Raw genomic sequence first — 17,909 nt, 5'->3', positions numbered from 1 at the left:
TTTCGTCCCTTATTGCTTGGTCAAAACGATAATCCCTTGATCATCCTCTGCTTGCTCCAGGTCTTCTAGCGACAACTGATTTCCTTCGATCCGATAGCGATAAGGCTCATCTCCGATACGCATGGATTGATTGACCGGATCAATACTAACCTCTTTGGCCTCTTCTTCTCCATCAGCGTCTTGTACTGTAAAAGTGCCTTTTTGACCCGTCACAACCAGTAGAATTGTATTCTCCTCATCCTGTCCCCGATAACTGCCATCTATGGACACCCCTTGCTCTGGCTTTTCATTGGTCGAAGCCACTGTCTCAGATGAATTTGAGCTAGCGCTACTCGAGACTTTTTGCTGTTGTTCGTGCTGGCTACAAGCAGTCAGGAAAAGGGCCACCGCCAAGGTCAGTATAGACATGATTTTTTTCATTAAAATCGACTCCTTTCGCCTTCGTCATATCTATCTACCACCAGTATACGCCAAGAAAGTCTTTAGGTCAATTGTTTAACCCTCTAATAAAAATGCCCTTACTTCTGCAATAAAATACAAAGATCCTGTCACCAATAAGACTTCATCTGGACGACTCTGATCCATAAATTCTTTGATATAGGCCTTGTAGTCCGCCACATAGGGCAGGTCTTGGCGGTCACCCTGTGCCACTACTTCTCCGTAATGGAAGGTCGTCAAAATCAATTCAGATTCTGGCAAACCAGTTTGAAGCGTTTCGAGCATCCCACTATAATCTTTTCGCTTAAGAGCTCCAAATAAAATCTTCACGCGTTTCCCGGCTAAGCTTTTTACAAACTCAATCAAACGTAGCATGGCGTGAGGGTTATGGGCGCCATCCAGATACACCTGGTCACCAAACAACTCTAGACGTCCCGGCCAACGTGTCTCCTGTAATGCTTGCTTGATGTGCTCTTTATCTACTTCTTGATTCGCGCCTTTCATATAAAGGAGAAAGGCCTCTAAAGCTACTGCAGCATTTTCCCGTTGGTAATCACCCTTCAAGCCAAGAGAGGGCAAGTCAAGCTCCACACTTTCATTCCAAAAACGATCCTGCTCTAAGCCAAAATCTTTATGAAAGGCATGAAGATCCACATCCAACTGCTCCGCTTTTTCGTGACAAACGGCTGCAGCTTCATCAGATAAGGGGCCCACCACTGCTTTCTTACCTTGTTTAAAAATCCCCGCCTTTTGCTGGGCAATTGCCGCAAGCGTCCCTCCCAGCGTTTCTTGGTGATCCAGACCAACCGAAGTGATCACTGCAATCTCTCCTGTCACTACGTTGGTCGTGTCCAGAAGCCCACCAATACCTACTTCCAATAAGACCACGTCCACAGCTTGTTCCTTAAAATACAAGAGGGCCATGAGGCAGATAATCTCAAAATAAGAGAGTTGGTCCTGGGTTTGGAGTAGGGTCTGCTCCATCTGCTGCACCTCTTGACCAATCCGAGTGAAATCTTCATCTGAAATTGGCTGATCCCCAATACAAATCCGATCATGGATACTGATCATATGAGGAGAAATAAAGGTCCCAACTTTCTTCCCATGAGCCATCAACAATTGGCGCATAAAGGCGATCGTCGATCCCTTACCATTGGTTCCTGTCACATGAAGGATCGGATATGCCTTATCCGGCCTCCCTAAAAGGCTCACTGCCTGCTCCATACGATCCAGTCCCGATCGAAAATTCAGACCGATCCGACTATTCATCCATTGCTCAATCTTATTCACATCTTCCTCCTAAAAGAAAAAAGCGACAAAACCTCTCCTGACGTTTGCGCTCCTTTCTTTTGTAGTTATTTCTTTCTCATTTTTACAGCAAGTCCATCGGACTTCCTGCTTTTTCTTGTTTCTTGAAGCAGGGCTAAAAACGTCCACCGGGCTTACTTGCGGTCTTTGTTTCTAGCGCAAGGGTAAAAACATCCACTGGATGTTTTTACTCCTCCATAAAGCTGTTGAAGACTTCCTCGATCATATCCCATTCTGCATCTGAGTCTTCTGGGATTGGTTGAAGGTCGCCTTCTGTTCCGTCTTCGTTTTCTGTAAATGAATAAGCTTGGATTTCAACTTCGCCGTTTTCATCTTCTTCTGCATTTGCAGGGATCAAAAGGACATAGTTCTTTCCAAATTCTTCTTTGCCATCAATGGTCAAAAGAATTTCAAACAAGGTTTCATTTCCTTGTTCATCCACCAATGTGATTAATTCACGTTCTTCATGGTCGTGGTTATGATCATGTGCCATACTATTCTTCCTCGTTTTCTTTCTAAAAATTGCGATCTAAATAATTTTGTAAAATAAGCTGCGCCGCTAACTTATCAATAACTTTTTTACGTTTGCTACGGCTAACGTCTGCTTGCTCAATCAACATCCGCTCTGCAGCAACTGTCGTCAACCGTTCATCTTGGTAGTCGACTGGCAACTCAAACTTTTCAGCAATCATCGTGCCGTAAGCCTGACTGGCTTCCACACGCGGTCCGCTGGTGTTGTTCATGTTTTTTGGCAAGCCCACAACAAAACGGTCCACCTTGTATTGAGCTACTAATTCGGCTAAGCGCTCCAAACCGAATTCTTTTTTGTCTTCATCGATTTGGATGATTTCAAGACCTTGAGCTGTAAAACCGAGAGGATCACTCACAGCAACCCCAACGGTCTTTGAGCCAACATCCAATCCCATAATTCTCATTAGAGGTCTATTCCTTGCCCTTTCAAATAATAACGTACCAATTCTTCCACGATCTCATCTCGTTCATATTTACGAATTTGGTTCCGTGCATTATTATAACGAGGTACATAGGCAGGATCACCACTGAGTACGTATCCTACGATTTGATTAATTGGATTGTAGCCTTTTTCATCCAGTGACAAGTATACATCTTTCAAGGTCTCGCTAATTTCCTTACGATTTGAATCATCAAGATTAAAACGTACTGTTTCATCTGTAAATCCCACAAGAACACCCTCTTTCCTTAGAATATTACTATTATACCATAATTAAGAGTTTTCCACAACGGCCAAGCCCTTGATTTTACGGCTTTTTCAAGCATTTTTGAGCTATTTTAGCTAAACTGTTTTTTTATTTTTGCTCACTTGCTCCAGCATTGATAAGATTATCCGCAAATTGACTCGGTGTCAACTTCAACAACTCTGGTAAGTGATTGTTTTTGAAGTAGGTCATGCCTTCAGCCTTCTTCACATCCATTGCTTCAAAGTCATAGGTGATGGTTACCTTGTATTCATTCTCATTTTCCAAGGTTAAATCAGCTGTGAAACCTGGCACTGTCAAAGCTTCCTTAAAGGCATCGTCCTTGTTAAAGGATTCTCTCAATTGCTTTTGCGCTTCCTCGACGCCAACCTGTTGGATCCCTTTTTTCAACTCCTCATCGGTTGCCGTCACATTGATGGTCTCCAACTTTTTAAAGGTATTCCCCACATAGGTGACGATTTGCGTTTGTTGTGTCCCCTTGTCATCTTTTGGAAAAACAAAGGTTCTAGTGATGACTTTATTTTCTTCAGCTTTTTGCAGAATACTCTTATTATCCTTTTGCAGCTGCTCCGCTTTTGCTTGGATTGCCTTTTGTTCACTTGAATTTGGCGTTTTCGCTTGTTTTTTTTGACCGCATCCCGTCAAACACAAGGCAAGTGCACCCAATAAGAAAATCTTTCTTTTCATTTTCCATTCCTTACTAGTTATTGTTTTCTAAAATATTGTATCATAGATTTCGTAAAATGGCGCAGTAAACTGCTTTTCATTCCGATTTTTAACAAGAAAAAAATCAGAAACAAATTGTTTCTGATTTTCAATCGCTTTAAAGAGCTGCACGCATCCGCGCTTCTGCATTTTCTACATTTCGAACTGATCGTGGCAAGAAGGCACGAATATCATCTTCTTTGTAGCCCACTTGGAGACGTTTGTCATCTACCAAGATCGGACTTTTAAGAATACGAGGTGTTTCCATGATGATGTCAATGACTTCATTGACACTCAAGTCTTCGATGTCCACTCCTAGATTTTTAGCGTATCGATTTTTTGAAGAGACAATACTTGCCACTCCATTTTCAGTCTTTGTAAGGATATCCAATAATTCTTCTTTGGTGATCCCTTCTTTACCGAGGTTTTGTTCTTTATAAGTTAGCTGGTGAGCGTTGAGCCAAGTCTTTGCTTTTTTACAGCTGGTGCAACTTGACACTGTATAAATTTTAATCATGCATGCACTCCTTTCGCTACACGATAATACTATCGTATTAAATTATAACACAAAAACCATCAGTCTAGCGACCTATTTTGAAAAAAATTAATCTTCAATTTCAATCGCATCATCTAAATCTAGAGTTACTTCTTCTACGACAGGAGCTGCTTCTTCAGTTTTATCAAGGGTTTTCACTGCTTCGTCTTCTTCGATCAAACCAAAATGAACCCGAACCTTGTGGTCGATTTCGTCAAAAATTTCTGGGTGGTCAGCCAAGAATTTCTTAGCATTTTCAGATCCTTGACCAATTTTTTCGCCGTTATATGAGTACCAGGCACCAGCTTTTTGGATGATATCCAAATCTGTTGCAATCTTCACCAATTCACCTGTACGTGAAATTCCTTCCCCGTACATGATTTCAACCATGGCTTCTTTGAACGGTGGAGCTACCTTGTTCTTCACAACCTTGATCTTGGTTTCCTTACCAACGTTGGTATCTTTTTGGTCCCCAGTCCCCTTGATTTGAGTATTTCCACGAACATCTAGACGGACAGAAGCGTAGAATTTCAGGGCACGACCACCAGGTGTGGTTTCAGGGTTCCCAAACATGACCCCAACTTTTTCACGCAATTGGTTGATAAAGATGGCAATGGTCTTGGTCTTATTGATCGAAGCTCCGAGTTTACGCATCGCTTGGCTCATCATCCGCGCTTGCAAACCAACGTGGCTATCCCCGATATCTCCATCGATTTCCGCACGTGGTACCAAGGCCGCAACAGAGTCGACAACCACCAAATCAACCGCACCAGAGTCGATCAATTTACCAGCAATTTCAAGTCCTTGTTCCCCTGAGTCTGGTTGAGACAAGAGAAGTTCGTCGATATTGACCCCAAGAGCTGCTGCATAAGATGGATCCAAGGCATGCTCAGCATCGATAAAGGCAGCAATGCCCCCTTCTTTCTGTGCTTGCGCTACTGCATGGAGGGCAACGGTTGTTTTACCAGATGATTCTGGACCATAGATTTCGATGATCCGACCTTTTGGATAACCACCAGCACCCAAGGCAATATCAAGCGCCAAGGAACCAGAGCTCATGACTTGTACTTTTTGCTCTGCACGTTCCCCCAAACGCATGATCGATCCCTTACCAAAGTCTTTTTCGATCAATTTCAGGGCATCATTGAGCGCTTTTTCACGCTCATCTCCAAATTTCTTAGAGATATCATCTAATTTTTTCTGTTTTTTCGCCATTCTTTTCTCCTATGTTTTTACTATACAGGAAATGCATGCAACTCACCGACGTTTTCCGTCATTTGAAAGGCACATTTCCTATCCATTTTTAGAATTATTCTTCATTTGGCACAAGCTTCATTATACCAAATTTTCACCATTTAATACAGCCAAGCGCACCAAATTAAAGGCATGAAGGACTGCAATTTCGCGGACATCCGCCCGGCTACGTCCAGCGATATTGACTTGGACACTATCCACTCCATTTGGAGTCGCAAGTCCGATAAAGACGGTCCCTGCTGGATGCCCTTCTAGACTATCTGGCCCCGCAACTCCGGTCAGGCTAACACCATAATCGGATCCTGTTAACTTACGGGCCTGTGAAGCCATGGCTTGTGCTGTAAAATGAGAGACCACTCCATGTTGCTCCAACTCTTGAGCTGGAATAGACAACATCTTGCTTTTTTCTTCCAGACTATAGGTGACAAAACCACCCGCGAAGATGCTGGACACCCCTGAAAAGTCTGCCAAAGTCGCTTGGAAAAGGCCAGCCGTCAGGCTTTCTGCAGCTGTAATGGTCTTACCCGTCCGTTTCAAGAGATCAAAGGCCACCTTGGCCATCGAATTATCATCTCCATAACCGTAAAACAGTTCATGCAAGGGTTGATGATCCAGGGTGTGGCGTGATAAGATTTCCTTTTCTAAGACATCGAGCTTCGCATCTGCTGAAGCTTGATCCTTCGCCTTTGTAGATAGACGCAAGGTTACTTCTCCTGTCTTGGCATAAGGGGCAACTGTCGGATCACTCTGCTCTTCAATGATATCTGCTAGGATCGTAACCAGCTGGCTTTCCCCAATCCCAAAGAAGCGCAAAACTCTTGAAAAAAGCTCTTCCCCTGTCGTCAAATGAGGCACCAATTGTTCGTTGACCATGGGTTTTAACTCACTTGGTGGACCAGGTAGAACGACATAGGTCACACCGTCGACTTCAATCAAACCTCCAACCGCGAGACCTGTACGGTTTTGAAGGGGGATTGAACCGACAATCAATTGTGCTTGTCGCTCATTATTGGGCGTCCGGACATAATCAGGGCGACTGGCAAAGAAGGTGTCGAGTTTGGCAAGCGCTGTTGGATCAAAAACCAGTTCTTTCCCTAAGAACTTAGCAAGGGTTTGCTTGGTCAAATCATCCTCTGTTGGCCCAAGTCCACCACATAAAATCACCAAATCACTGCGTTTTGAAGCTGTCTCAATGGTCGAGAAGAGACGACCTTCATTGTCTCCTACCGCCACATGATAATAGACATCAATCCCTAAACTAGCCAATTTTTCAGACAAGAATTGAGCATTGGTGTTCACAATTTGTCCTGTTAGAATTTCTGTTCCAACTGCAATAATTTCCGCCTTCATGGTGCCTCCCACTTATACTATTCGTAATTTTCATTTCATTTTAACACAATTTCCTAAATTATTTAAAAAACAGATTGAAGATAAAGTAAAAAACTCTTAGAAATACTATTACATCAGCATTCCTAAGAGTTTTAACTATGTGGCAATCAACTTCTAAAGGGCTATTTTCTATTGTTGATAGAGCTTATCTATATTCTGAAGCAACCATATCGAGCGGTTGCTTTTTGACTACTTTCTTGATCTAAAAGCCTTCTTCTGACTCTAATTCTTGTTGTTCCCCCTCATCTTTTGTGATACAATAGCATCAATTTATTTCTAGGAGGATAATATATGATTTCTACTATTGGTATCGTAAGTTTATCTAGTGGGGTTATCGGAGAGGACTTTGTCAAGCACGAAGTGGACTTGGGGGTCCAACGACTCAAAGACCTCGGACTCAATCCTATCTTTTTACCTCATTCACTAAAAGGCTTAGACTTTATCAAGGACCATCCTGAAGTGCGTGCGGAGGATTTGATGCAGGCCTTTTCTGATGATAGCATCGACATGATCCTATGCGCCATCGGTGGAGATGATACCTATCGTTTGCTGCCCTACCTTTTTGAAAATGGCCAACTAGAAAAAGTTATCAAACAAAAGATTTTTCTTGGCTTCTCAGATACAACCATGAACCATCTCATGTTGCATAAACTAGGAATCAAGACTTTTTACGGCCAATCCTTTTTAGCAGATATTTGTGAGTTAGACAAGGAGATGTTGCCCTATAGCTTTCACTACTTTAAAGAATTGATTGAGACTGGTAGAATCTCAGAAATCCGCCCTAGCGACGTTTGGTATGAGGAACGGACTGATTTTAGTCCCAAGGCTCTGGGAACAGCTCGTGTCAGTTATGCAAATACAGGTTTTGACTTGTTGCAAGGAAGTGCTCAGTTTGAGGGAGAAATTCTCGGCGGTTGTCTTGAATCTCTCTATGATATCTTTGACAACTCTCGATACGCAGACAGCACGGAGCTCTGCCAAAAGTACAAACTCTTCCCTGACTTGTCAGACTGGGAAGGAAAAATCCTCTTGCTAGAAACAAGTGAAGAAAAGCCTGAACTTGACGACTTCAAAAAGATGTTGCGGACTTTAAAGGAAACTGGTATATTCGAGGTCATCAGAGGACTCTTGGTCGGGAAACCTATGGATGAAACTTTCTATGACGACTATAAAGAGGCACTATTGGATATTATTGATAGCAATATCCCGATTGTCTATAATCTAAATGTTGGTCATGCAACTCCAAGAGCTATTGTCCCCTTTGGAGTCCACGCGTATGTAGATGCAACGGAGCAAGTCATTCGCTTTGACTATCACAAAGAAAGCTGAGATGAATTTCTCAGCTTTTTTCTGTATTCTCAGATGTTCTAGACATCTAACGTCACTTATTTCCACTTTTCCATTCACAAGCATTCTCATGGTCATTGACCAGGCCTGCTGCTTGTAGGAAGGACAAAACTGCGACTGGTCCGGTGAACTTAAAACCACGTTTTTTGAGATCCTTAGATATTTTCTCAGATAATGGCGTTTTAGCTGGCGCTTGACTGTAGTCCGGGATATCATTGACCATGGTTTTCCCATCTACAAAAGACCAGAGATAAGCATCAAAAGAGCCATTCTCTTTCTGAACTTGTAGAAAGACCTGGGCATTAGCTCGTGTTGCAAAGATCTTAGCACGATTGCGGATGATAGCTGGATTGTCTAACAAAGTTTCCAGTTCAGAGTCGGTCATCTCTGCGACGCGTTGAAGGTGGTAACCATGAAAAGATTCTCGGAAAGCCTGCCGTTTATTGAGCACCGTTTCCCAAGATAGACCGGCCTGATAAGTCTCCATACAGAGCAACTCAAAAAGCGCCTGGTCATCATGGAGGGGCCGACCCCATTCTTCATCATGGTAAGCTACATATAACGGATTGGTCATTTTGACCCAGCCACAGCGTTTTGGCATCTTCTTCTCCTATTTCACCAACATCTTAAGGGCAGACTTGATGTAGTTTTCAGCAGTATCAGAAGTTCCTTCAAAGAATTTCTTGATTTTCTTAAGTTCCGTTGCCTTGTAGCCCAATGCCAACATGGCTTCCATAGCTTCTTCAAGGGCTTGGTTTTCTTCTGCAACTTTGGCTTTGGACTGAGCCGGTGCATCTTCTAGATCAAGATTGATCTTACCTTCCAGATCCAAGACCATCTGTTGGGCTGTTTTCTTGCCGATCTTTGGAAACTTGGTCAAGTAGGTAATGTTCTTGCTTTCGATGGCTTGGACAAGGCCTGCATTATCGTCTGCAGCAATGATAGCTAGAGCTGAGACAGGTCCAATCCCAGAGACTGAGATCAAGTTTAAAAAGAGCTGTTTCTCTTCTTCGGTCGCAAAGCCATAGAGAAGGTGAGCGTCTTCCCGAACCACTTGGTGCAGATAGACGTGCACCTCTTGATTCATTTTGCCAGAGTAGGCATAGGGATTGGCCACATGCAAGAGATAGCCGATTCCAGCTGTTTCTACCACGATGTATTTGGCGGTAATTTTCGTTAAGATTCCTTTAATGTATTCGTACATAAGATTCCTTTATCGTTTACTTAATATTTGCCCAATTCCCGCAGGCTAGTGTGATTTTCTTGAATGCGTCGGAACATCTTTTCCATATCTGACTTGGTAAAGTTAACCAAAACCGGACGGCCATGAGGGCAGTTATAAGGGTTGTCACATTGGGACAGTTGATAGATGAGATCCCGTGCGGAGTAATCATCCAGTGTATGATTGGCCTTGATGGAGCGTTTGCAGGACATCATGATGGCCAACTCAGCCCGGTATTTCTTGATGGACACTTCCTTGGTCAAGAGGAGCATGTCACACATTTCATAGATACCCGACTCGATCTCTTCCTCCTTCATCCAGATCGGATGCTCCCGTAAGATCAACTGGTTGGCTCCGTACTCTTCTAAGTAGACGCCTACTTCTTCTAGAAGGTGCTTGCGCTGTTGCAGGCGGATCAGATCGTCTGTAGGGAATTCAAAGATATAAGGCACCAGCAGTTGTTGCTGACTGCCGTCTACGTCCCCGATGCTCTCCCGATATTCTTCGTATTTGACCCGCTCTTGGGCCGCGTGCTGGTCAATGATATAAAGGCCCCCATTGCCTTGGGCAAAGAGATAAGTTCCATGCATCTGACCAAAATATTCCAACTCTGGGAAGGTCGAATGTTCTTCCCCATCCAACTTATCATAGACCTTGTCTAGACTAGCCAGATCCAACTCTGGGTGATCCAGTTCATCATAAACCGCAGTCTTTCTTTCCGCAAACTTGATCGCGCTTGTCGGTTTTTCTACTGGGTTTTCTTGGCTTGTAGAATCAGCAGCCACCTCATCTGTTAGAGGCAATTGAGGATCTGCCACTTCTGGTCGAAGCTTGAAATCTTGGCTTTCTCGATCATAATAGAGACGGTTTTCTTTTAAAGGCAGGGTTGTCTGTACTGGCTTTTCTGTTCGGCGAATGGTCGACTTGGCTAGATTTTCTAGAGCATCTGGAATCAGGTCCTGCTCTTTCAAAGCATTCGCAATCGCCTGGGAGATCAAGGCCATTAATTCCCGTTCTTTGGAGATACGAACTTCTTGCTTGGTAGGGTGAACATTGACATCGGCTAAGTAAGGGTCGATCTGGATATTAATGATCGCGAGTGGAAAGCGACCCACCATGAGTTTACTGCCGTAGCCATCTAAAATAGCTCGATTGAGCAAGAAATTCTTGATGTAACGGCCGTTGATAAAGAGGCTGATGTAATTGCGATTGGCACGAGTCAATTCAGGCAAAGACACAAAGCCCGTCACTTCAAAATCTAGGTCGCGATTTTCAATGGCCACCATCTTCTTGGCAGATGCGAGGCCATAGACACCCGCAATGGCTTGCCGGAGATTACCCGTCCCCGCTGTTTTGGTCATTTCTTTTCCATCATTGATCAAGGTAAAGGCAATCTCAGGATGGGCCAAGCTCAAGCGGTTGAGAATATCCACGATATGGGATAGCTCTGCCTGCTGGCTCTTTAAATACTTGAGACGAGCAGGTGTATTAAAAAAGAGATCTTCCACTGTGATCTTGGTCCCGACAGGGCTTGTCGCTGGCTCCAATTCCTCAATTTCGCCACCCTTTGCGACCAATTTGGTCCCGTGGGCAGCTCCTTCTTGCGCCGTTAGAAGGGTTAGAATACTGACAGAAGCAATGGAAGGCATGGCCTCACCACGAAAACCAAGCGTTCGAATACGAAAAAGATCTGCTTGACTCTTGATCTTACTGGTCGCATGTCGACGGAGGGCCAAAGCAACCTCATCGTGCGCAATTCCTTCCCCATTATCTGTAATCCGAATCGACTTCAATCCTGCTTCTTCGATTTCAACAACAATCTGGCTAGCTCCAGCATCGATCGAGTTTTCAACCAATTCCTTGACCACACTAGCAGGTCGTTCAATCACTTCACCTGCCGCAATCTGATTGGCTAGGACTTCTGGCAATTCAATAATCTGTGACATGTCTGCTCCTTTACCTATTTTTTCACCGATACATGTAGCTCTATTATACCACAGATCCACAAGACTCCCTTTCTTAAAAAATAGAGGCTGGCCCCATCTTTTTCCTTAAAAACCGCATAGGCAAAGAAAACGACCACATAAACAAATCCCCTTGTCTTCCCTTTGGAAAAAGTGTTTAATAGTAGTGTAAAGAAGGAGCCGGGCTAGCAGGCCAACCGACTTTACCCAAAGGAGGGAGAAACGATCTTATGAAAGTTGAAGTACACATTGATTCCCACTTCCAAGAAGAAGCGGTGATGATCACAGCACCTGCACTGTCTGCGCGTGTAGAAAAAATCCGTGACTTTGTGGAAGAATTGGATCAAAAAGGGCGCTTACGTGCCAAAAAGGATGGGGAAGCTTATCTGATCGAAAGCCAGCTATTCCAACGTTTTTACATTGAAAATCGGCAAGTAATTGGTGAGACCATGACAGATCAATTTATTCTGACTGGACCACTCTATCAGCTATCTGAAGACTTGCCGACCTGCTTTCTCAAAATTTCCCAATCTGAAATTATCAACACAAAAGAAATCGATCACCTGCACTTTACCAGTGGGGGATCCGTGCAAATCTATCTTAAAAACGGGAGTCTGACCTACTCCTCCCGTCGTTACTTGAAAGCCATTAAGGAGAAATTATCATGCTAAAACAATCTTTTTCTGACGCCCTAAAAGGGATTTTCATCGGGCTCATCCTATCCATCTTCTTTTCCTATCTCTTCTCACCTGAGTTGTACCTTCCCTTAAGTCCCAACTCTGCAGTCGGTCGCTGGATGTTCTTGCATCATGTTCACGGCTCACTGGTCATGCTCTATTGTGCCCTCGTTTGGGGTGCGATTGGGGTCCTCTTTAGCTTCGGAAGTCTCCTCTTTCAAAAAGACTGGAGCCTCTTACGGGCTACTCTGAGCCATTACCTACTCATGTTACTTGGCTTTATTCCCCTAGCTACCTTGGCCGGCTGGTTTCCAGCACGAATCGGATTTTACTTCTCACTCGTTGTCGAATTCACCCTCGTTTACGTGATCATCTGGTTGGTCTCCCATCATTTTTATAAAAAACAAGTTCAAGAAATCAATCAAAGCATTGCCAACCACTAAAAGAAGATCCTCGCTATTACGAGGATCTTCTTTTTACAATTTCTTTTTCAATTCGGCGACTGCCATCATGACTTCCATGGGAGTCATATTGTAGAGATCCAGATTTTTCAATTCTGTGATCACTGTATTTTCTGTCACTTCCTCAAAGAGGGACATTTGTTCAGCAACCTGCGAAGGTACTTCCTTTTTAGGAGTTGCATCCACAAGCGGTACTTGCTGGCCTTGTCCTTCGAGCTTGGTCAAAATCGCATCCGCCCGCTTCAGCAATTCTTCTGGCAAACCAGCGATCTTGGCCACGTGAATCCCATAGGATTTATCTGCTGGGCCGGGTTCAATCTTGTGCAAGAAAGTAACCTGACCATCTCGCTCCAAGGTCGCAACATGAACATTTTCCAAACGGGACAAGGTCTCTGAGAGAGCCGTCAACTCATGGTAATGGGTTGCAAACAAGGTTTTGGCACCGGTTCGATCGTGAATGTATTCGATGATGGATTGGGCGAGGGCCATCCCATCATAGGTCGCCGTTCCCCGTCCCAACTCATCAAACAAAATCAAGGACTGGGGTGTTGCCTTGCGAATGGCGTGATTGGCTTCCATCATTTCCACCATAAAGGTAGACTGACCCGATACCAGGTCATCAGCAGCTCCGATCCGAGTATAAATCGCATCAAAGATTGGCAACTCGGCCTTTTGCGCTGGAACATAGGAGCCAATCTGGGCAAGAATCACAATGATCGCCAATTGGCGCATATAGGTAGACTTCCCGCTCATATTTGGCCCCGTAATCAGCTGAATATCCCGTTCCTCATCCATAAAGATGCTATTAGGAATATAGGACTGGGCTCCCATCACTTTCTCGACAACCGGATGGCGACCTTTGTCGATTTCAATTCGTCGCTCTTCATGAAAAAGGGGGCGATTCAACTGTTGCGACTCAGCAACACTGGCTAAACTTTGTAAAACATCAACCGTCGCAATCGCCTGAGCTAACTGTTGCAGACGTTGGATATATTTGCCAACTTCTTCACGAATCCGCATAAAAATCGTATATTCCAGATTAGCAGACTTCTCACGCGCCTCAAGCATATCTCCTTCGATACGTGCCAATTCTTCCGTGCCAAAGCGTTCTGAATTTTTCAAGGTCGCCTTGCGGAAAAAATGAGCAGGAACGTGGCTCAATTGAGAATTGGTGACATGGAAATAGTAGCCATCCTTCTTGTTATAATCGATTTTTAAACCGGTAATACCACTGGCTTCGCGCTCCTTGGCTTCAATCTCTGCAATCCAACCAGTACCATCCCGAAGAACAACACGGTACTGGTCCAATTGCTCATCAAAACCGGTACGGATGATATTTCCCTCTGTAATAACAGCAGACGCTTCCGGAGCAATAGCTGAGGTAATCAAGCGGTGCAACTCAGGAAGTTCATCCAAGCGTGCAATCAAGACATCTAAGACTGGATCACCAATCCCCAGTAGAATCGACTTGATCGTCGGCACATGCCCCAGAGTATCTCCTAGCTGCAAGAGATCCTTAGGGTTGATCTTGCCAAAGGAAACCCGACTCGCTAAGCGTTCAATGTCATAGACCCCTTTGAGGCTGTCGGTCAAATCGCTCCGTTCAAAGAAATGATCCATAAAGACCTGAATGATGTCCTGGCGCTCTCGAATCCGTTTCAAATCGACTAAGGGCTTCTGAATCCAGGACCGCAACAAACGACCGCCCATGGCCGTCTTGGTTTCATCCAAATACCAATACAAGCTACCATGTTTCTTCCCAGTTCGCGCATTCTCTGTCAAATCAAGACTAGCCTTGGTCGCAAAGTCCATCTGCAAGAAATCGCAAATCTCATAATGATGGGCTTTTTTGAGGTGGCTCAATTCCCGCATTTGTGTCTGGTGGACATACTGGAGAAGTTTTCCAGCCGTTTTCTTTTCTAGCTCACTCAACTGATCCCCTAAGAGTTGAACATCGTCGAGCGCCGTCTCTACATGTGACAACAAGAGATTCATCTGGCTAACAAACACACGCTCTTCCTGTTCTGGCAGCTCGTAACCCAGGACCACCTCACGCGCACGTAAATTGCGGATTTCTCCACAAACCATGCTAAAGTCATTGAGAGTCGTCACCTGAAACTCCCCTGTCACCAGATCCATATAGGCTAGCCCATACTCATTTCCTGAACGATCCAAAGCAACCAGGAAGTTGTTCTCACTATCTGGCTTGGTCGAATCCACCACTGTACCCGGCGTAATCACCTGTACGACTTCCCGCTTAACGACCCCCTTAGCTTCTTTGGGGTCTTCCATTTGTTCTGCAATCGCGACCTTATAGCCCTGTTCAATGAGAACATCAATATACTGCTGGGCCGAGTGGTAGGGAACACCTGCCATGGGAATTGGATTCTCTGCATTTTTATTCCGTGATGTTAAGGAAATCTCTAAAATTTGAGCTGCATTCACTGCATCTTCATAAAATAATTCGTAAAAATCTCCCATTCGAAACAGCAAAAAGGCATCCGGATAATCTTTTTTGATATCTAGATACTGCTGCATTCCAGGGGATATTTTCTCTACTGCCATACTTCTTTATTCCTTACTGTTGCGTCGTTTCTTGACACAAGCTCCATAGATGAAAACAGGAGTAGATAGCTCACTATCTTCCTCCTTTTGACATCTCTCTTTCTCTCCAACGGGGCTTGACTACTGCATCATCCCTAAAATTTCATTTTGAATTTCAATAGCCGCCTCTTGGTCACGGCAGACAATCAAGAGGGTATTGGCCCCTGCTACTGTTCCCAAAATACGCTCATCTGACATTTCATCTACACCATTGGCCAAGAGAGCTGCTTCTCCTAGCTCTGTCCGCAAGACCAAGGTGAATTCCGCTCGTGAGACAGACTTGGCGTGGCTGGACAACATAATATAAATCTCCGCCACCTCAGGCTCATTTGGCAAAATATAATACAACTGGTCTTTTCGTTTCACCTTGACTAGACCCAGATCGCGCAAATCTCGTGACAGAGTTGTTTGCGTTACAGCAATTCCTTTTGCTTCTAATCGATCCTGAATCTCTTTTTGAGTCGACAATTTTTCATTTCGAATCATTTGTTGAATCAAAAGGTGACGTTCTGTCTTTTTCATTGGACCTCCACTTTTGAATAAATATACTTTAAATTATACCAAAAAAATTGAAAATTCGCTCAGAATTGTGTTAAAATAATAGTTAAAAGGACTAAGGAGCTAATATGAACAATAAAGAACTCATTGCTAGTGAATTGGCCAAAGTGATTGACTCTCTTGACCAAGATGCTATTTTAAATTTGCTTGAACAACCAAAATCATCTGATCTTGGTGACATTGCTTTTCCAGCCTTCTCACTTGCAAAAGTGGAACGCAAGGCTCCTCAAGCAATCGCTGCAGATATTGCTGAAAAGATCAACCAAAGCGCCTTCGAAAAAGTTGTTGCAACTGGACCTTACGTGAACTTCTTCTTAGACAAATCTAAGATCTCTGATCAGGTGATCAAATCCGTCATCGAAGCAGGGGCAGACTACGGTCAACAAGACGAAGGTCATGGCCAAAACATTACCATCGACCTTTCAAGTCCAAATATCGCAAAACCATTCTCAGTTGGTCACTTGCGCTCAACCGTTATCGGGGATGCTCTTTCAAACATCTTCCGCAAAATGGGCTACAACACGATTAAAATCAACCACTTGGGAGACTGGGGTAAACAGTTCGGTCTCTTGATGGTAGCCTACAAAAAATGGGGTAGTAAGGAAGCTGTCGAAGCCAACCCAATCGATGAATTGCTAAAACTTTACGTTCGGATCAACGCTGAAATCGAAAACGATCCTGAGCTTGATGATGAAGGACGTCTCTGGTTCAAGAAACTGGAAGATGGAGATCCAGAAGCGACTGAGTTGTGGCAATGGTTCCGTGACGAAAGCTTGGTAGAATTCAACCGTATCTACAAACTCCTCGGTGTTGAATTTGACAGCTTAAACGGAGAAGCTTTCTACAATGACAAGATGGATGAAGCTGTCCAAATTCTTGAAGACAAAGGCTTGTTGAAAGAGTCTAAGGGAGCTAGCATCGTTGAGCTCGATGATGTCAACCTTCCACCGGCTATGATTAAGAAATCAGACGGTGCCACTCTTTATATCACTCGTGATATCGCAACCGCTATCTACCGTGCACGGACTTACAACTTTGTGAAAAACATCTATGCTGTAGGTCAAGAACAATCTAACCACTTCCGTCAATTGAAAGCTGTTTTGAAGAAAATGGGATTTGACTGGAGCGATGATATGGTTCACGTTGACTTTGGTTTGGTGACAAAAAACCGCCAAAAATTGTCAACTCGTAAAGGAAATATCATCCTTCTCGAACCAACTCTTCAAGAAGCCATCTCTCGTGCCAAAGCTCAGATCGAAGAAAAGAATCCTGAACTTGAAAACAAGGAAGAAGTGGCACATGCAGTCGGTGTTGGTGCGGTTAAATTCTACGACTTGAAGACAGACCGCCGCAATGGGTATGACTTCGACCTCGAAGCCATGGTATCCTTCGAAGGAGAAACTGGACCTTACGTTCAATACGCTTACGCTCGTATCCAATCAATCCTTCGTAAAGCCAACTTCACACCATCTACAGATGCGACTTACAGCTTGAGCGACCCAGAAAGCTGGGAAATCATCAAGCTTCTCCAAGACTTCTCTCGTGTTGTCAAACGTGCCGCTGAAAACTATGATCCATCCTTGATCGCAAAATATGCTATCAACTTGGCTCAAGCCTTCAACAAATACTATGCACACACTCGTATCTTGGATGAAAGCCCAGAACGCGAAAGCCGTCTTGCTCTTAGCTACTCAACTGCAGTAGTCTTAAAAGAAGCCCTTCGCTTACTTGGTGTCGATGCCCCTGAGAAAATGTAATTTCTTATCTAATGATTGATAAGTAGAACATCTCATATGGGAGTGAGAGGAGAAACTAAATGCGATTCAATTTAGTTCTTTCTCACTCCTTTTCTCATGCCTAATGCCCTTCATTCTCTACATTTTCAAATCCTTTATATACAGGAGAAATCTATGAATCAAACCGTTTACATCTTAATCCTCATCAGTTTAGTGGTCCTCTTTTTATTTAACAAGTACGAAAGAGAAAAACTACAACGGCTCTTACAAGAGCAACTCTTGAAAGATCAAGCTTTCAAAGATAGCATCAAGGAAAAAATCCAAGAGACCGACAATATCAACGATGTCATCCATGCCATCAACAAAGACTATCGATTGGGACTCCTACTTGCTAAAGAAATCACAGAAAAATTAAAATAAGCCATAGAAGAGGAGTCATATAAAATGTGACTCCTCTTCTATTCAGTCGCAACAAA

General features: G+C 43.8%; 19 protein-coding genes. 5 read left to right on the top strand and 14 right to left on the bottom strand.

Translation table 11 applies throughout. The features are described 5' to 3' along the window. Nucleotides 1-9: 9 nt before the first annotated feature. The 9 genes from NMM13_RS09985 to NMM13_RS09945 all read right to left on the bottom strand — a co-directional run bounded on the left by NMM13_RS09985 (nt 10) and on the right by NMM13_RS09945 (nt 6,825). Nucleotides 10-420 (bottom strand): SP_0198 family lipoprotein, encoded by a 411-nt coding sequence (locus NMM13_RS09985; RefSeq protein WP_254728773.1) that lies wholly within the window; start codon nt 418-420, stop codon nt 10-12. Between the two features lie 75 nt (nt 421-495). After that, nucleotides 496-1,728: a folylpolyglutamate synthase/dihydrofolate synthase family protein gene (locus tag NMM13_RS09980; RefSeq protein ID WP_254728771.1), complete on the bottom strand. Its 1,233-nt coding sequence runs from the start codon at nt 1,726-1,728 to the stop codon at nt 496-498. Nucleotides 1,729-1,933: 205 nt separating this feature from the next. Continuing rightward, nucleotides 1,934-2,239, bottom strand: coding sequence for a DUF1292 domain-containing protein (locus NMM13_RS09975; protein ID WP_003001941.1), 306 nt, complete (start codon nt 2,237-2,239; stop codon nt 1,934-1,936). Between the two features lie 22 nt (nt 2,240-2,261). Then, nucleotides 2,262-2,681: a Holliday junction resolvase RuvX gene (gene ruvX, locus NMM13_RS09970; protein WP_049492638.1), complete on the bottom strand. Its 420-nt coding sequence runs from the start codon at nt 2,679-2,681 to the stop codon at nt 2,262-2,264. Beyond that, nucleotides 2,681-2,947 (bottom strand): IreB family regulatory phosphoprotein, encoded by a 267-nt coding sequence (locus NMM13_RS09965; protein ID WP_003002070.1) that lies wholly within the window; start codon nt 2,945-2,947, stop codon nt 2,681-2,683. Before NMM13_RS09965 ends, ruvX begins: the two co-directional genes overlap by 1 nt. Before the next feature lie 124 nt (nt 2,948-3,071). After that, nucleotides 3,072-3,668, bottom strand: coding sequence for an SP0191 family lipoprotein (locus NMM13_RS09960; RefSeq protein WP_031576799.1), 597 nt, complete (start codon nt 3,666-3,668; stop codon nt 3,072-3,074). Nucleotides 3,669-3,804: 136 nt separating this feature from the next. Beyond that, nucleotides 3,805-4,203: a transcriptional regulator Spx gene (spx, locus tag NMM13_RS09955; protein ID WP_003009108.1), complete on the bottom strand. Its 399-nt coding sequence runs from the start codon at nt 4,201-4,203 to the stop codon at nt 3,805-3,807. A gap of 87 nt (nt 4,204-4,290) precedes the next feature. Next, nucleotides 4,291-5,436, bottom strand: a complete 1,146-nt coding sequence (gene recA / locus NMM13_RS09950) for a recombinase RecA (RefSeq protein ID WP_003002082.1) — start codon at nt 5,434-5,436, stop codon at nt 4,291-4,293. Between the two features lie 120 nt (nt 5,437-5,556). Continuing rightward, the gene (locus tag NMM13_RS09945; RefSeq protein WP_254728769.1) at nt 5,557-6,825 is read right to left on the bottom strand and encodes a competence/damage-inducible protein A; all 1,269 of its coding nucleotides are present in this window, start codon (nt 6,823-6,825) and stop codon (nt 5,557-5,559) included. Nucleotides 6,826-7,155: 330 nt separating this feature from the next. On the opposite strand from NMM13_RS09945, the gene NMM13_RS09940 reads away from it, so the two are divergent. Beyond that, nucleotides 7,156-8,193, top strand: coding sequence for a S66 peptidase family protein (locus tag NMM13_RS09940; protein ID WP_254728767.1), 1,038 nt, complete (start codon nt 7,156-7,158; stop codon nt 8,191-8,193). A 52-nt stretch (nt 8,194-8,245) separates the two neighbouring features. Here the strand turns inward: NMM13_RS09940 and NMM13_RS09935 are convergent, their stop codons facing one another. Genes NMM13_RS09935 through mutL form a run of 3 tightly spaced genes read right to left on the bottom strand, consistent with a single transcriptional unit; the run spans nt 8,246 to nt 11,379 of the window. After that, entirely contained in the window at nt 8,246-8,812 is a 567-nt protein-coding gene (locus tag NMM13_RS09935) for a DNA-3-methyladenine glycosylase I (protein WP_254728765.1), read from the bottom strand. A 9-nt stretch (nt 8,813-8,821) separates the two neighbouring features. Next, nucleotides 8,822-9,415, bottom strand: coding sequence for a Holliday junction branch migration protein RuvA (ruvA, locus tag NMM13_RS09930; protein ID WP_003002260.1), 594 nt, complete (start codon nt 9,413-9,415; stop codon nt 8,822-8,824). Nucleotides 9,416-9,435: 20 nt separating this feature from the next. Then, complete coding sequence (gene mutL, locus NMM13_RS09925) at nt 9,436-11,379, bottom strand: DNA mismatch repair endonuclease MutL (RefSeq protein WP_254728763.1); 1,944 nt, start codon at nt 11,377-11,379, stop codon at nt 9,436-9,438. Between the two features lie 248 nt (nt 11,380-11,627). Between mutL and NMM13_RS09920 the strand changes: the two genes are divergently transcribed. Both NMM13_RS09920 and NMM13_RS09915 read left to right on the top strand, forming a co-directional pair. After that, nucleotides 11,628-12,068 carry a LytTR family DNA-binding domain-containing protein gene (locus NMM13_RS09920; protein WP_049503862.1) on the top strand — a complete coding sequence of 147 codons (441 nt, stop codon included), beginning with the start codon at nt 11,628-11,630 and terminating at the stop codon, nt 12,066-12,068. Beyond that, nucleotides 12,062-12,517, top strand: coding sequence for a DUF3021 domain-containing protein (locus NMM13_RS09915; protein WP_254728761.1), 456 nt, complete (start codon nt 12,062-12,064; stop codon nt 12,515-12,517). The genes NMM13_RS09920 and NMM13_RS09915 overlap by 7 nt, the downstream gene beginning before the upstream one ends. Before the next feature lie 33 nt (nt 12,518-12,550). Here NMM13_RS09915 and mutS read toward each other — a convergent pair whose 3' ends face one another. Together mutS and argR are read right to left on the bottom strand one after the other, a co-directional pair. After that, entirely contained in the window at nt 12,551-15,100 is a 2,550-nt protein-coding gene (gene mutS / locus NMM13_RS09910) for a DNA mismatch repair protein MutS (protein WP_254728759.1), read from the bottom strand. 120 nt (nt 15,101-15,220) lie between these two features. After that, nucleotides 15,221-15,661 (bottom strand): arginine repressor, encoded by a 441-nt coding sequence (gene argR / locus NMM13_RS09905; RefSeq protein ID WP_023919910.1) that lies wholly within the window; start codon nt 15,659-15,661, stop codon nt 15,221-15,223. 104 nt (nt 15,662-15,765) lie between these two features. Here argR and argS point away from each other — a divergent pair, with 104 nt between their 5' ends. After that, nucleotides 15,766-17,454, top strand: a complete 1,689-nt coding sequence (gene argS, locus NMM13_RS09900) for an arginine--tRNA ligase (protein ID WP_223325817.1) — start codon at nt 15,766-15,768, stop codon at nt 17,452-17,454. Nucleotides 17,455-17,607: 153 nt separating this feature from the next. After that, entirely contained in the window at nt 17,608-17,853 is a 246-nt protein-coding gene (locus NMM13_RS09895) for a hypothetical protein (protein ID WP_023919916.1), read from the top strand. Nucleotides 17,854-17,909 lie beyond the last annotated feature (56 nt).

Origin of the sequence: Streptococcus sp. CF8_St5-11 (assembly GCF_024295625.1) — a bacterium.
Taxonomy (GTDB): Bacteria; Bacillota; Bacilli; order Lactobacillales; family Streptococcaceae; genus Streptococcus.
Note: the sequence above shows the minus strand (reverse complement) of the source record. Positions and strands in the feature narration are given on the sequence as shown.